This window comes from Streptomyces sp. NPDC005761 (assembly GCF_040630635.1).
GTDB lineage: Bacteria > Actinomycetota > Actinomycetes > Streptomycetales > Streptomycetaceae > Streptomyces.
Map to the genome: position 1 here is coordinate 167592 of NZ_JBEXXX010000011.1, position 14788 is coordinate 182379.

General features: G+C 69.8%; 14 protein-coding genes and 1 tRNA gene. 11 read left to right on the forward strand and 4 right to left on the reverse strand.

All coding sequences use genetic code 11. From position 1 onward, the window contains the following. Nucleotides 1–21: 21 nt before the first annotated feature. Nucleotides 22–1008 (reverse strand): hydroxyacid dehydrogenase, encoded by a 987-nt coding sequence (locus ABZ434_RS13935; protein ID WP_359135218.1) that lies wholly within the window; start codon nucleotides 1006–1008, stop codon nucleotides 22–24. Nucleotides 1009–1348: 340 nt separating this feature from the next. Here ABZ434_RS13935 and ABZ434_RS13940 point away from each other — a divergent pair, with 340 nt between their 5' ends. From ABZ434_RS13940 to ABZ434_RS13960, 5 genes are all read left to right on the forward strand, one after another. Then, complete coding sequence (locus ABZ434_RS13940; RefSeq protein ID WP_359135220.1) at nucleotides 1349–2353, forward strand: ABC transporter permease subunit; 1005 nt, start codon at nucleotides 1349–1351, stop codon at nucleotides 2351–2353. Between the two features lie 82 nt (nucleotides 2354–2435). Beyond that, on the forward strand, nucleotides 2436–3296 hold the full coding sequence (locus ABZ434_RS13945; RefSeq protein WP_359135291.1) for a carbohydrate ABC transporter permease: 861 nt from the start codon (nucleotides 2436–2438) through the stop codon (nucleotides 3294–3296). A gap of 58 nt (nucleotides 3297–3354) precedes the next feature. Further along, a complete protein-coding gene (locus ABZ434_RS13950) occupies nucleotides 3355–5028 on the forward strand; it encodes an extracellular solute-binding protein (protein ID WP_359135222.1) in 1674 nt (557 codons plus the stop codon). Continuing rightward, nucleotides 5028–6503 carry a M1 family metallopeptidase gene (locus tag ABZ434_RS13955; protein ID WP_359135224.1) on the forward strand — a complete coding sequence of 492 codons (1476 nt, stop codon included), beginning with the start codon at nucleotides 5028–5030 and terminating at the stop codon, nucleotides 6501–6503. The genes ABZ434_RS13950 and ABZ434_RS13955 overlap by 1 nt, the downstream gene beginning before the upstream one ends. Beyond that, the gene (locus ABZ434_RS13960) at nucleotides 6500–8698 is read left to right on the forward strand and encodes a right-handed parallel beta-helix repeat-containing protein (RefSeq protein ID WP_359135225.1); all 2199 of its coding nucleotides are present in this window, start codon (nucleotides 6500–6502) and stop codon (nucleotides 8696–8698) included. Before ABZ434_RS13955 ends, ABZ434_RS13960 begins: the two co-directional genes overlap by 4 nt. A gap of 115 nt (nucleotides 8699–8813) precedes the next feature. Here ABZ434_RS13960 and ABZ434_RS13965 read toward each other — a convergent pair whose 3' ends face one another. The 3 genes from ABZ434_RS13965 to ABZ434_RS13975 all read right to left on the reverse strand — a co-directional run bounded on the left by ABZ434_RS13965 (nucleotide 8814) and on the right by ABZ434_RS13975 (nucleotide 11287). Further along, nucleotides 8814–9506, reverse strand: a complete 693-nt coding sequence (locus ABZ434_RS13965) for a carbohydrate-binding protein (RefSeq protein ID WP_359135226.1) — start codon at nucleotides 9504–9506, stop codon at nucleotides 8814–8816. A gap of 121 nt (nucleotides 9507–9627) precedes the next feature. Beyond that, a complete protein-coding gene (locus ABZ434_RS13970; RefSeq protein ID WP_359135227.1) occupies nucleotides 9628–10530 on the reverse strand; it encodes a transketolase in 903 nt (300 codons plus the stop codon). A 55-nt stretch (nucleotides 10531–10585) separates the two neighbouring features. Next, complete coding sequence (locus tag ABZ434_RS13975; RefSeq protein WP_359135229.1) at nucleotides 10586–11287, reverse strand: transketolase; 702 nt, start codon at nucleotides 11285–11287, stop codon at nucleotides 10586–10588. Nucleotides 11288–11414: 127 nt separating this feature from the next. Here ABZ434_RS13975 and ABZ434_RS13980 point away from each other — a divergent pair. The 6 genes from ABZ434_RS13980 to ABZ434_RS14005 all read left to right on the forward strand — a co-directional run. Further along, nucleotides 11415–11488 (forward strand) — tRNA-Pro (locus ABZ434_RS13980). A 683-nt stretch (nucleotides 11489–12171) separates the two neighbouring features. Continuing rightward, on the forward strand, nucleotides 12172–12492 hold the full coding sequence (locus ABZ434_RS13985) for a gas vesicle protein (protein WP_359135230.1): 321 nt from the start codon (nucleotides 12172–12174) through the stop codon (nucleotides 12490–12492). Between the two features lie 32 nt (nucleotides 12493–12524). Then, on the forward strand, nucleotides 12525–12980 hold the full coding sequence (locus ABZ434_RS13990; protein WP_359135232.1) for a gas vesicle structural protein GvpA: 456 nt from the start codon (nucleotides 12525–12527) through the stop codon (nucleotides 12978–12980). Nucleotides 12981–12982: 2 nt separating this feature from the next. Continuing rightward, nucleotides 12983–13732 (forward strand): GvpL/GvpF family gas vesicle protein, encoded by a 750-nt coding sequence (locus tag ABZ434_RS13995; protein ID WP_359135293.1) that lies wholly within the window; start codon nucleotides 12983–12985, stop codon nucleotides 13730–13732. Nucleotide 13733: 1 nt separating this feature from the next. After that, nucleotides 13734–13988, forward strand: coding sequence for a gas vesicle protein GvpG (locus ABZ434_RS14000; RefSeq protein ID WP_359135234.1), 255 nt, complete (start codon nucleotides 13734–13736; stop codon nucleotides 13986–13988). A gap of 7 nt (nucleotides 13989–13995) precedes the next feature. After that, the coding region (locus tag ABZ434_RS14005) for a histone protein (protein WP_359135236.1) at nucleotides 13996–14788 on the forward strand (793 nt) is incomplete at its 3' end.

A 14788-nucleotide genomic window follows, 5' to 3' on the forward strand; every position in this document is an offset into this window, starting at 1 on the left:
GAGCCTGCCGGGGGACGGTGTTCATGCGATCCTCCCCAGGTCGGCCCGGTGCACCGGATGGGCGAAGGGCTCCCCCCGCGCGTACCGCGCCAGCTCGTCGACGGCGAGCGCCCCGAGGCGGCCCACCTCGTTGCCCTGGGCGCCCGCGAGATGGGGGGTGAGGAAGACGTTGGGCAGGTCCCACAGCGGGTGGCCGGCGGGCAGGGGCTCGGGTGCCGTGACATCCAGGACCGCGTCGAGCCGCCCGCTGACCAGATGGCCGGTCAGCGCCTCGGTGTCCACCAGGGTGCCCCGTGCCGTGTTGACGAGCAGGGTGCCGGGCCGCATCAGGCCGATCCGGCGCGCGTCGATGATCCCCCGTGTCTCGGGGGTGTCCGGGGCGTGGACGCTCACCACGTCACTGGTCGCCACGAGGGTGTCCAGGTCCGTGCGGGTCACTCCGAGGAGCTCGGCCTCGGCGGCGCTGACGTACGGGTCGTAGAGCAGCACCTCCGCGTCCAGGACCCGCAGCAGCTCGATCACCCGGCGGCCGATCCGGGACGCGCCCACCACCCCGACGGTCAGCCCGTGCGTGCCGAGCCAGTGCTGCCGGTCCAGGTCGGCCCCGGTGCGGTGGGTGCGGCGCGAACGGTAGAGCCCCGCCAGCGGGAACACCCGCTTCGCGCCCATGATGATCGCCGCCAGGGTGAACTCCGCCACCGGAACCGCGTTGGCCGCGGCGGCCGAGGAGACGACGACCCCGCGGTCGAAAGCGGCCGGGGACAGAAACGTTTTCACCGTGCCGGCCGCATGGATCACGGCCCGAAGCCGCGGTGTCCGGTCCAGCAGGCCGGCATCCACCGGCGGGCACCCCCACCCGGTGAGCAGTACCTCCGCGGTGGCCAGTGCCCGCTCGGCGTCGGGAGAGTCGAACTCGCTGATCAGGGAGGGTTCGAGGAGTTCGGCAGTCTCCTCCAGACGCGCCCGTACAGGAGGCGGGAAGACGTCGTCCAGCAGCCCTGGGCTCATGACCAGGACCGTGCGCGGGCGCCTCTCGGGCGGGGCCGCAGCATCGGTACCGGAACGAGCCGGCGCCTCTTCGGTGGTTCGCACCCTGCCTCCGGACAGTAATCGCGTTCTATGGAATGACCGGCACGCTAAGGAGTTCGGCGGGTGACCGTCAAGCTTCGATGTCGGTCAACTGCCCTGTTTAGACAGGTATCAAGTGCTTCACGAGGGTGGATTTCCTTGTGTGGAGCATCGCGAAACAAAGACGTTCGCCCGGATCTCTTGACGCTTGGGTTAACCGCTTACTAACTTGCGGCCGCAGAAGGCTCACCATGCGCCACCCAGCCGAACAGGACGCACCATGGCTGACACAGCACCCCCGCTGCCGCGGGAAAAGCGGCGAAAGCGGGTCGAAGAACCCGCCGACGGGGCCCTCGCCGCCCCACACCGGCTGACGCTCGGACAGCGGATCAAGCGCGACAGGGTGATGCTGCTTCTCACCCTGCCCGGCCTGCTCTACTTCGTCGTCTTCCACTACGTCCCGCTGCTCGGGTACGTGGTGGCGTTCCAGGACTACCAGCCGTACCTCGGCTACATGCACAGCGTCTGGGTGGGCTTCGCCAACTTCTCCGCGGCGTTCTCCGAACCAGCCTTCTGGAGCGCGACGTTCAACACGCTGGAGATCGCCCTCGTCCAGCTGGTGTTCTTCTTCCCGGTCCCCATCGCGCTGGCCCTGCTCCTCAACAGCATTGCCAGCGACCGGATCCGGCGCTTCGTGCAGAGCGTCGTCTACCTGCCGCACTTCATCGGCTGGGTCATCATCGTCTCGATCTTCCAGCAGATCCTGGGCGGCGCCGGCGTGCTGCCCGACGCACTCGGCAGCATGGGGCTGCCGCGCTACGACATGATGAGCGACCCCGATGCCTTCCCCTGGCTGCTGACCCTCCAGGTCGCCTGGAAGGATGCCGGCTGGGGAACGATCATCATCCTCGCCGCGCTGCTCAACATCGACCGGCAGCAGTACGAGGCCGCCGCGATCGACGGCGCCGGGCCCCGGCGCCGACTGTGGCACGTGACGCTGCCGGGCATCGCCCCCGTACTCATCCTGCTGCTGATCCTCAACCTCGGACAGATCCTCTCCGTCGGCTTCGAGCAGATCCTGCTCCAGCGTGACGCGGTCGGCCCGGACGCCGGTGAAGTCCTCGACACCTACGTCTACTACCACGGCATCAAGGACAACGACTGGGGCGTCGCCGCCGCCGTCGGACTCGTCAAGGCGGTCATCGGAACCGCCCTCGTGCTGGGCGCGAACAAGTTCGCCCACCGGCTCGGCCACGAAGGGGTGTACCGCGGTGCTGACCGCTGAGAAGACGCGCGCCAAGACCCGGAGCACCGCCTCGGCGCCCCGCCCCGCTCCCGTACACAGGTCCGACGGGCGGCCCCCGTGGATGGAACGCCCGACGCGCCTGGGCCAGACGGCAAAGGCGGTCGCCGTCGTGGTCGTCGTCCTCGCCGTGGCCTACCCGCTCGTCGGAGTCATCGGTACGAGCTTCGCCTCGCAGACCGACATCATCAAGAGCTCCGGCCTCGTCCTGTGGCCGGACCACCCCACCCTGGACGCCTACCGCACGATCTTCACCGGGGGCGTCGTCACCCGGGCCCTGTTCGTCTCCCTCGGGATCACCGTGTTCGGCACCCTGGCCAGCCTGCTCGTCACCGTGGGCATGGCCTACGGCCTGTCCCGCCGAGAGGTCACCGGGGCCCGCTTCATCCTGATGACCGCCCTGTTCACGATGCTGTTCAACGCGGGCATCATCCCGAACTTCCTGCTGGTCAAGGGACTCGGTCTGTACGACACCTACGCGGCGCTCGTCATGCCCACCCTGGTCAGCGCCTTCAACCTGGTCGTCCTGCGGTCCTTCTTCATGAACCTGCCGGAGGAGCTGTACGACGCGGCGAAGGTCGACGGCGCCGGCGACCTCCGCATCCTGGTGCGCATCGTCCTGCCGCTCTCCAAGGCCGTACTCGCCGTCATCAGCCTCTTCTACGCGGTGACCTACTGGAACGCCTTCTTCAACTCGCTCCTGTACCTCAACGACTCCGAAAAATGGCCGCTGCCCATGGTGCTGCGCACCTACGTCCTCCAGGGACAGAGCCTGAACGCCGCTTCCGCCGGCGAGGTGCTCGCTCCGCAGCAGGCCGTCCAGATGGCGGTCCTCGTGATCGCCGTCGTCCCGATCCTCTGCGTCTACCCGTTCCTCCAGCGCTACTTCACCAAGGGCGTGCTCACGGGCGCCGTCAAGGGCTGAGCGCAGCCACCGCCCCCCACTCCTCCCATTCCCCTCTCCCACTTCCAAGGAGATCCAGGTGTCGAGCTCCACCCCCATCAATCGCAGAGCACTGTTCCGCATGGGTGCGGGCGTCGGTCTGGGACTGGCTGCCGCCCCGCTGCTCTCCGCCTGCGGCGACGGCGGTAAGACGGCCGAGGCCGAGGCCAAGAGCGCCTCGCTGCTTCCGGACAGCGCGGTCCGCAACATCGGCCTGAAGCCCGACCTGGCCGGTACCGCCGCCGGTGTCCCGCAGGGCTTCTTCAGCTATCCCGCCAAGCCGCTGCGCGCTACCGGCGACACCCCGCTCAAGGGTGCGAAGCCGATCAGCGCGACGATGGAGACCTTCTCCCCGCCGCCGCCCTCGCGGGGCGGGAACGCCGCCTGGCAGGAGATCGAGAAGCTCCTCGGCGGCCAGGTGGACATCACAGCCGTGCCGGCCGACGACTACGGCACCAAGTTCTCCACGATGGTGGCCAGCGACAGCCTTCCCGACCTCTTCATGTATCCGGAGAGCGGGGGCGTGGACAACAAGTCCGGCTTCCTCCAGGCCAAGTGCGCCGACCTGACCCCGTACCTCGCCGGGGAGAAGGTCAAGGACTACCCCAACCTGGCCGCGATCCCGAAGGGTGCCTGGCAGGCCGCGATCTTCGGCGGAAAGCTCTACGGCATCCCCATCGCCAGGACGGGCACCGCGGGCGCCGGTGTGTACCGCCACGACCTGTTCGAGGAGGTGGGGGTCACGAGCCTCGATCAGATCGGCGACCTCGAACGGTTCGTCGAGGTATGCAAGGAACTGACCCGGCCCAAGAAGGACCAGTACGCGATCATCGCCGGGGTCACCAGCATGCTCGCGATGTCCGCGGGCGCACCCAGCTTCTGGCGGCTCGACGAGAAGACCGGAAAGTTCACCGCGGACCTGGAGACCCCGGAGTACCGCAAGGCGGTGGAGACCGCCCGGCTGCTGTACAAGGCGGGCTGCTACTACCCGGGAACCCTCCAGATGTCCGGGGCGCAGAAGGCCCAGTACACGGACATGTTCAAGAACGGCAAGGGCGCCTACGTCTACGACGGAATGCCCACCTATCTGGCGCCCGGTGTCGGTTACATCGCCGCGATGAAGGCGATCGACGAGAAGTACGACCCGCGCCCGTTCGTGCCGGTGGGCAAGGACGCCGTGGCCTGGATGGACAACGTCGCGCTCCAGAACACCCACATCAAGCAGGCGTCCGGGGACCGCGTCAGGGAGATCCTGGCGTTCGCCGACTTCGCCGCCTCCCCGTTCGGCAGCCTGGAGTACACCCTCATCAACTACGGGGTCGAGGGCAAGGACTTCACCCGCGACGCCAAGGGCAACCCGGCGCTGACCAAGCAGGGCACCCAGGACGTCACCGTGCCCTGGAAGTTCGCGGCGTCCGCCGTCCCCGCCGTCTTCAGCGCCGACTCCGAGCAGGGCGTGCGTCACGTCCACGACACGTTCACCAAGATGATCCCGATGATGGTGCCCGACCCGACGCTCCAGTACTCCTCGCCCACCTGGGACTCCAAGGGCTCCGGCAGCCTGAACACCCTGAAGGGCGACGCCCTCAAGGACATCATCTCCGGCCGCAAGCCGCTGTCGGCCTACGACCAGCTCGTCAAGGACTACCTGTCCAAGGGCGGCGAGCAGGCCCGAGGCGAGTTCGAGGAAGCCTTCCAGAAGGGCAAGAAGTGATGACCGCACCCACCAGCAGACGTACGGCCCTCGGACTCGCCGGGGCGGTGGTCGCCGCAGCCGTCGCCGTCCCCGCCCTCGGCTCGCCCGCGTCCGCTCGTCCGCACGGCTTCGACCCGCGGCCCGGCTCGGACGGAGTCGGCGACCCGCTCTTCCCCACGCTCGGCAACGGCGGCTACCAGGTCGTCCACTACGACCTGACCTTCGACTTCACCCCGGTCACCTACGACTTCACCGCGACCGTGAGGATCAGCGCCAGGGCCACCCAGGACCTCTCCGCCTTCAACCTCGACACCGACGGCCACACCCTCGACTCCGTCACCGTCGCGGGCCGCCCCGCGACCTGGGCACTCACCCCAGGCAAGAGCGGGCAGGAGCTGACCGTCACCCCCGGCCGCCCGCTGCACGACGGACAGGCGTTCACCACCGAGATCCGCTACCGGGGCAACGGCAAGGCACCCCGGCTCGGCCTGACCGGATGGAAGTTCGGCACCGACGGCGGCTTCGCCTCGGCCGCCCAGTCCTCGCGCGCCGACACGTTCCTGCCCTGCAACGACACCCCCTCCGACAAGGCGACGTGGACCTTCCACATCAGCGCCCCCGAAGGCTTCGTCGCCACCGCCAACGGCGAGCTGACCCACCGCACCCCGCGCACCGACGGATCCACCGTCTGGCACTTCGCCCTCCGCGAGCGCATGGCGACCGAACTCATCGGGATCGCCGTCGTCAAGGGCACCTATCTGTACGGCAGCAGCCACCGCGGTCTGTCCCTGCGGCACATCGTTCCGCAGGGCCAGGAGGACAAGTACGGTCCGATCGTGGCCCGTACGGCCGACCATCTCGCCTGGCTGGAGGCGAAGTTCGGCCGCTACCCGTTCTCCGTCTACGGGGTCCACATCTACGACGGCTACACCGATGCCCTGGAGAACCAGACCCTCTCCCTCTTCTCCACCAACTGGTTCAAGCTCAACGCGGGCGGCCAGCCCGGCTACGAGACGACCATGGTCCATGAGCTCGTCCACCAGTGGTTCGGCGACTCCGTCACGCCGAACGACTGGCAGCAGGCCTGGCTCAACGAGGGCCCCGCGGTGTACTACGCCGGCCTGTACGGCGAGGAGCGCGGCTGGTCCGTCTTCGCCGACAAGATGAAGTCGACGTACGAGAAGCTCGACGCGGTCCGCGCCACCGACGGCCCGCCCGGACTGCCCAAGGCACTCGGCGGCACGAACATCTACGACGGCGGCGCACTCGTCCTGTACGCCCTGAGCCTGCGGCTCGGCCGGCCGTCCTTCGACGAGGTCATGCGCGAGTGGGTGAAGCGGTTCAGGGATTCCACCTACACCAGTGAGGCCTTCATCCGGCACACCGTCGACGTCACCGGCGACAGGTCCGTCGACCCGTTCCTGCGCGACTGGCTCTTCGGAGCCGTCAACCCTCCCATGCCCGGCCACCCCGACTGGAAGGCCTCCGCGTGAGCCGCCACATGAACCTCGGACGAGGAACCGCCGCCACCGCCACCGCGGCCTTCCTGGCCGCGCTCCTCGCCGCCCCGGCCGCCCAGGCCGCACCCGGCACCCGCACCCTGTACGCGGCCCCGGACGGCCACGGCACCTCCTGCACCGTCGCCCGGCCCTGCACCCCGGAAGGAGCCCGCGACCTGGCCCGCACGGTGGCGGGGCGCGAGGTCCGCGTACTCCTGAAGGACGGTACGTACCGGCTGGACGAACCCCTCAAGCTCGGCGCCGCCGACTCCGGAGTCTCCTGGGGCGCGGCCCCGGGAGCCAGCCCCGTCCTCTCCGGCGGGCAGGACATCACGGGCTGGCGGCAGAACACCGACGGCACCTGGAGCGCCGCCGTCCCCGCCGGCGTCACCCCGCGTCAGCTCTTCGTCGACGGCAAGCGCGCAACCCGCGCCCGGGGGGAGGCCTGTGCGGCATCTACGTGCGATGCGACCAGCACCGGCGTGACGGGTGCCACCGTCACCGGAATCGGCCAGTGGCAGCACCCCACCGACGCCGAGGCCGTCATCCGGGTCCGCTGGCGCAACTACCACTGCCGGATCGCGGCCGTCAGCGGCGACATCATGACCTTCGCCCAGCCCTGCTGGACCAACTCGGCGAGCGGAACGGACCGCACCGGCCCCGCCTGGGACACCACCACGGTCGACTCCACCCGCTACAGCGGCGTCGCCTTCTTCGAGAACGCTCCGGAACTCCTCGACAAGGCGGGCGAGTTCGTCTGGAACTCTACGGACCGCACGGTCACCTACCTGCCGCGCAAGGGCGAGAACATGCGCCACGCGCAGGCCGTCACGCCGCACACCGAAGAGCTGCTCGTCGTCGACGGCGCCCACGACGTCACCGTCAGCGGGATCGGTTTCGCCTACGCGGCGTACCGGCAGCCCGGCACCGACGAAGGCTATGCGGGCATGCAGGCCGGTCTCACCCTGACCGGCGCCACCGGCCCCGTCGATCACGCGGGCCGCTTCTACACCAAGCCGGCTGCCGCGGTCACCGTCCGCGGCGGCCGGGCGGTGAGCATCGACAGCACCCGGTTCACCCATCTCGGCGGGGCCGGCGCGGTCCTGGAAGCCGGCACGAAGGACAGCTCCGTGACCCGCTCGGCCTTCACCGACCTGTCATCGGGCGCGGTGTACGTCGGCGACACGGAGCCGATGCCCGGCTCGGAACTCACGGGTGAGCGCAACACCGTCGCGTACAACACCATCAGCCGCACCGGCGTCGAATACACCGACGCGGTGGGCATCTGGGCCGGTTACGAGGCCGAGCTGACCGTCGACCACAACAGCCTGGACCACCTCCCGTACTCCGGGATCTCCGTCGGCTGGGGCTGGAACCAGGCCGAGGCACAGACGTCCGTGCTGCGCGACAACAAGGTGACGAACAACCGCATCACGAACGTCATGGAGGTGGCGCAGCAGCAGCACGACGGCGGCGCGATCTACACCCAGGGCGCGCAGCCCGGCACCGTCCTGAGCGGCAACTACATCAACCGCTCCGCCTACGGCAACACCGAGCGCGACGGCAACGGGATCTACCTCGACGAGCAGTCCTCCTACATCACCGTCGAGAAGAACGTCATCACCCGCATCGGGTACAAGTGGGTCTCCAACTGGGCGGGTTACGGGATCGAGAACACCGCCCGCGACAACTGGACCGACACCGCCGCACCCGCGCTCGGCGGCCGGGGTTCCGTCATGGCGGACAACCTCACCGGTCTGGACCGGCTGCCCGCGGAAGCGCTCGCCGTCGCCGCCCGGGCGGGTGCCCGCGGCGGCCCGGTCGAGCAGTTGCGTACCGACCTCGCGCGCTCCGGCACGGCCACCCAGTCCTCCACCGAGGGAACGGCGACGGCGGAACTCGCCCTGGACGCCGACACCAACACGGACACCCGCACGCTCGCCGAAGCAGGCTCCTGGTGGCAGGTGGACCTCGGCAGCGTCCGGCGCATCCGCCAGGTGGAGGTGTGGAACAACTCCACCGCCGTCACTGCGGACTTCGACATCGTGACGGACGACGGCACCCTCCATGTCAGCGGCAAGGCGCTCCGCCCGACCGTGATCGACCTCGACAGCCGGACCCGCACGGTGAAGATCGTGGCCACCGGCACGGGCCGCGTCGCCCTCTCGCAGGTGCTCGTCCACTCCTGACACCCGCACCGCGTGCGAACGCCGGACCGGCCATCGAGGCCGGTCCGGCGTCCGTGCGTTGCCCCGGAGGCCTCACGCCGGCGCGAAGGAATCCGGCGGAGTACGGACCTACGCCCTACTTCGAGGCCACGGTCGTCGAGACGCCTGCCCGGTACGGCGAACTCCCGGCGGCGCCCTGGCCGTCTGCCGAGGCGGCCTGACGGCCGTCGACCGCCGGAACGCCGAAGCGGAGCCAGTCGAGGGCGAACAGGTCCGCCGCCCCCGCTCTCCACGCCGGGTTGGTGAAGACGGCGAACAGCCGTACCCCGCCCCCGGCGCCCGCCAGCCGGGCCGTCGGCGACGCGGGGCGGTCCCAGCCGCCGGTGACGGGGACGCCGAGGGTCCCCAGGAGTGGCCCGCCCGGCGACCCGGCCCGGAATTCGACCGCGCCGCCGATGCCGCCGGAGGCGGCGCGGACCGTCACCGAGTCGACGTTCCCCGGCGCCACCGCACCCAGATCGATCCAGTCACCGTCCTCGATCTCGGTGATCCGCCTCCCGCCGGAATCGCCGGCCCTGTTCTCCGTCACCACTCCGCCGTGAGCGCCGCCGGTGTGCGTGAACCACTCCGCTTCGCAGAAGGCGGGCTGTGGCCAGGTGACCGGGACCGCGGCCGGGATCCGCGCGGGGGTGGCCTGTGCCCGGGGAGGTGAACTCGCCAGCAGGCAGAAGGTGAGCACCGGGCAGAGGGCGAGCGCGGCGAGAGGAACCAGGTCGCGCGCGGGGAGCACGCTCCCTAAGACACCACGGATCGAAGGACGACTGTTCACGGGCGCTCCCTGTGGGGTGGGTGCCGAGGGGGGTTAGAAAGCGCTTTCCAAATGCGTGGTCCAGGGTAGGGTCACGTCTTCCGCACGGTCAATGGGCCGATCCGGGCCCGGGCCCGCTGCCTCACCCGCCCAGGAAGTCGCTGATCCGGGCCCGCAGCCCCCGCGGATCCAGACCGTGCGCCGCGAGGTGCTCGTCCATCTGCCCGTACCGCCGCAACTCCTCGCGGGCCACGCCGAGCCCCAGGACCCGGTGGGGGAGGGCGATGAGGGCGTCGTTGGCGGCGCCCGTCGAGGTGCCGGCCAGGTACGGTTCGACGATCACCACATCGGCGGTGGGCCGGTCACCGACCTCCCTGCGGAGGCCCCGGGCGTCGAACGGTCGCACGGTCGTCGCGTACATCACGGTCACGTCGAGCCCCTCCGTGGCGGCGAGCACGTTGTCGAGCATCGGGCCGACGGCGATCACCACCCCTCCCGCTCCTTCGCGCACAGTGCTGAACCCGCCTGTTCCGCCGACCGGGCGAGCCCGGTCGTTGGCCTGCAGCGACAACCTCACGTACACCCGCCCGTCGCCGGCGGCCGCCTCCCGCAGCAGGGTCTCGGCCTCGTCGGGGTGGCCCGGCACATGCACGGTCCAGCCTTCCAGGGTGTCCATGAGCGCCACGTCCCCGGGCGCCATGTGGGTGAATCCGCCGGCCGGCCAGTCGTAGGAGGCCCCTGCGTTCACGAGCACCCCGCCGACCCCCTGGTGGCCGAAGTCCAGCTTCACCTGCTCGAACGGCCGCTCCACCAGGAAACTCGCGAAGGTGTGCACGACGGGCCGCATCCCCGTCAGTGCCATCCCGGCCCCGGCCCCGACGAGCAGCTGCTCACGGATGCCGACGTTCACGACCCGGTCGGGATGGTCCCGCTCGGCCCGGCCGAATCCGTCGCGGCTGATCTCGGCGAGGACGAGCGCCAGGCGGGGATCCTCGTCGAGAAGCCGTGTGGTGGTGGCGATGAAACGATCGCGCATCGTGTCCATGGGGTGTTCCTCTTCTTCCGTTGCGGGTCTCTCGTGGGTGCGCGTGCCGCGTGACTCAGTGCTTGGGGGCGACCCGGGCGATCACGGCCCGGGGCTGCCCGGGGTGCGGTGCCGTGAAGGCCGCGTACAGCGCCTCGTGGTCCCGCCCGTCCACGGACCCGACCGACCAGCCCGCGGTCGCGAACCGTTCCGCGATCCCCCCGGGGCGTCCGTACGTCGCCGAGGCGTTGTCGATCACCACGGTGTGCAGCTGCTCCAGGCCGGCCGGACCGGCGTAGGCGATCGCCTCGTGATTGCTGCCTTCGTCCAGTTCGGCATCGCCGGTCAGCACCCACACCCGCGGCCCGGTCAGTCCTTGGGCCCGCAGCCCCAGGACGCTGCCCACGGCGAGCGGCAGGCCGTGTCCCAGCGATCCGCTGCCGATCTCGGCGCCCGGCACCAGAAGCCGGTCGGGATGGTGCCCGAGCGGTGATCCGTAGGAGCCGAAGCCCGCCAGCAGTTCCTCGTCGAAGAACCCGTGCGCGGCAAGGACCGCGTAGTACGCCATCGGCCCGTGCCCCTTCGACAGCAGGAAGCGGTCCCGGTCCGGCGCGTCGGCGCTCTGCGGTGTCACCCGCAGCACCCGGTCGTACAGCACCCACAGGGCGTCCAGGGTCGAGGTTGCCGCGGGGCCGTGCTTCTCGTCGCCGGTCATCAGGCTCATCAGCCGGGGCAGGTCGCGGTATGCGGGTGCCGGTGCGGTGGTCGTGTTCGTCATGGGACTCAGCGTTCAACATCAAGCTTGGTTGAGGTCAAGCGCCGAAAGGCGTTCGTGACCACCGGTTGAAGTGCGGTATTGTTCTCATGCGCGTTCGGCCAGGGGAAACCCCAGGTCAGACGGGCAACGGGACGTGGCGCAGCTTGGTAGCGCACTTGACTGGGGGTCAAGGGGTCGCAGGTTCAAATCCTGTCGTCCCGACTGGAGACAGTCGTAGATCGAGGGCCGGTGTCGGAGAAATCCGACACCGGCCCTCGGTCGTTCTCGGAACCGGATGCGGGCTTCACGGCGGGCACCGGAACGGCGTTGATCAACTCGATGCCGACGTGGCAGGTCCGTGAGCGCGCCAGGACCCGCCCCGTAAGCGGTGCGCCCGCTCCGGTGACCTCCTGACCGGGGCGGCGGGCCCGGTCGAGAGGGAGCCCCGGGGGTCGCGCGTCCCCGGGAGAGCCCTGCCCCACCGGGCCGCGGGGGCCCGGATCTGCTCGCCCAGGAGTGCTGCCGCCTCACACGTCCGGGTGCGGCGTTCGTCCGGCACCTCGCAGTCGAGGGCGTCAGGTTGCGGCGGACCCGTCAGGCCGTCGTCCTCCGACCGGCCCAGTACCTGCCGCAGTTCCCGGATCGGCGAGGCCGGAACGCAGCCCCCGTCCCCGGTCTGCGCGCTGTCGTCGAGGACACGCCCGTCGAACGTCCGGCCGCGGGCCCCGGGCAGTTCGCAGTGGACCGCAGACCGGCACACGGCGCCCCCTCGTCCGCGAGAGCTGCGGACCACCACGCCCGTCGGCGGCTCGTCGCGACCTCCGCAGTCCCTGCCGGACGGCTGTTACGCGCTCCGATGGCTTCGCTCAAGATGCGCAGCCGACGGGACTCGCGAAACTGGCTTCATGGCAGAACAACGTCGCACTCACGCCGGAAGCTCGAAGACGGCGACCGCTCACCGTGCCCGATCGGCGCGGGGGCCCGAGCACGCGGCCCGCGCTGCCTGCAAGAGCCTTGAGGGGCTGATCGGACATCCGACGGAAGGTGTGTCCGCTGTCCGGCGCGAGGACGAGGGCTGGTGTGTGGTGGTGGACGTCCTCGAAGTGCCACGGATTCCCGACACCACCAGCCTCCTCGCCTCCTACGAGGTGCAGCTTGACCAAGCCGGCGAACTCCTGGAATACCGCAGGGTCCGGCGCTACCGCCGCGGTGCAGCCGACGAGTGAGCCGAGCTCCACCCCTGCTGGAAGGACGTTCCATGACCGCGACCACCTACTCGGACGAAGTAGTGGCCTGCCCGCCCCGCGCCGGCACGTTGTACGACGTGCTGGAGCTCATCCTTGACCGTGGCATGGTCATCGACGTGTTCGTCAGGGTCTCACTGGTCGGCATCGAGATCCTCAAGATCGACGCGCGCATCGTCGTCGCGAGCGTGGACACCTACCTGAGGTTCGCGGAGGCGTGCAACCGGCTCGACCTGGAGCGTGACTCCGGCAGCACCACCGTCCCCGAGCTTCTCGGTGGCGGCGCGGCCAAGGCGATGGGCAAGCGCAAGGTGCGCGGGGCCGCCGAGAGCGTGGGCGACACCGTCCGCAAGGCGGTGGGCGGTGGCGGCGGCTCGTCCGAGGAAGAGGACGAGCAGGACGAACGGCCGAAGAAGCGGCGCGCTCCCGCGCGCAGCAGTGAGAGCCGGCGACGGCGCGCGGAGGCATGAGCGTGACAGCCGAGGGTGTCTACGTCTACGCGATCGTGCGGGCAGGAACCGCGCTTCCGAAGGGCGTCGGCGGCGTGGGATCACCTCCCGCCGTCGTCAGGACGATCAGGCAGGGCGTCCTCGACGTGGTGATCAGTGATGCGCCGCCTCAGCTCCGCGCACGCCGGCGCGATCTGCTGGCGCACCAGGAACTGCTCATGCGTCTGGCTGACGGAGGGCCGGTGCTCCCCATGAGGTTCGGGATGGTGGCGCCGGACGAGCGGACGGTCCTCGCGCAACTGGCCGCCGAGGAACCTGGGCATGTCGCGACCCTGGACCGGCTTGCCGGCTGCGTCGAGATCAACGTCAAGGCGTTGCCTGCGCAGAACGCGCTGCCGACGCTCGTTGCCGAGGAGAAGAACGTACGGCAGCTCCGTGACGCCGCGAGGAGAAACCCGGGCTACGAGGCCAGTCTGCGGCTGGGTGAAGCCGTCGCCGGTGCCCTCGCCCGGCGAGCAGCCGCGGCAGGGCAGCGCATTCAGCGCGAACTCTCGCCCCGCGCCCGCGCGGTGGCCTCGGGCCCCACGGTCTCGGGCTGCGCGCTGAACCTGTCGTTCCTGGTCGACCGCGCCGAGAGTGACGCCTTCCTCTCCGAGGTCCAGGACTTGGCGCAGGCTCATCGGGAGCATGCGGAGATCCGGCTGGCCGGCCCGCTTCCCTGCTACAGCTTCGTCTCGTCCGACGCCCGTCCGGTACCCGTAGGCCGGGGCTGACATGGGACTGATCACAGGCTTGCTCACCCTTCCGATCGCGCCGGTGCGTGGCGTGGTCTGGGTGGCGGAGAAGCTCAATGACGCTGCCGAGCGCGAGCTGCACGATCCCGCTGTGCTGCGTACGCAGTTGGCCGTGCTCAACCAGGAGCTCGAGTCCGGAGACATCACGTTGCAGGAGTTCGAACGCGAAGAGGAGCGGCTGCTCGAGCGGCTGCACGCCGCGCGGGTCAGCTCGGCGCAGATCGATCGAAGGTGACGTATTCATGGAAGACCAGACGAAGTTGACACTAGCGGTAGCCGTAGTGGGGGGCTACGTCCTGGGTCGGACCAAAAAGGGGCGAATGGCTCTCAGCGTCGCCACCTACCTGGCCGGCCGACGATTCGGCCTCGAGCCACGTCAGCTTGCCGCGGAAGGCATGCGCCGCCTCGGCGAGGTCCCTCAGGTCGCCGACCTGCAGGAGCAGCTCCGGGGCGAGGTCCTCGACGCAGGCCGCAAGGCCCTGACCGCCGCCGCCAACCGCAGCATGAGCACGCTGGCCGGTTCGATCAGTGAGCGCACTGCCCGCCTCCTGGAGCCGCCGTCCGACGAGTACGAGGACGAGGAAGGCGACGAGTACGAGGACGAGGAGCCGCCGGACGAGGAAGACGACGAGTACGAGGACCAACCCGAGGACGAGTACGAGGACGAGTACGACGACGAGGACGAGGAGTACGAGGACGAGCAACCAGTAGACGAGGACGAAGAGGAAGAAGGAGAGGAAGAAGAGGAAGAAGAGGAGGAGCCCGAGGAGGAGGAGCCCGAGGAGAGGCCGAAGAAGCGCGCCTCTCGACGGCAGGCGTCGGGCAGCGCCAAGGGAGACAGCGACAGCAAGTCGTCCCGAACCGGCTCCGCGACGAAGAAGTCCGCCCCGGCCAAGAAGTCCGCTCCGGCGAAGAAGAGTGCCTCGGCGAAGAAGGCCCCGGCCAAGAAGTCCGCTCCGGCGAAGAAGAGTGCCTCGGCGAAGAAGGCCCCGGCCAAGAAGTCCGCTCCGGCCAAGAAGAGTGCCTCGGCGACGT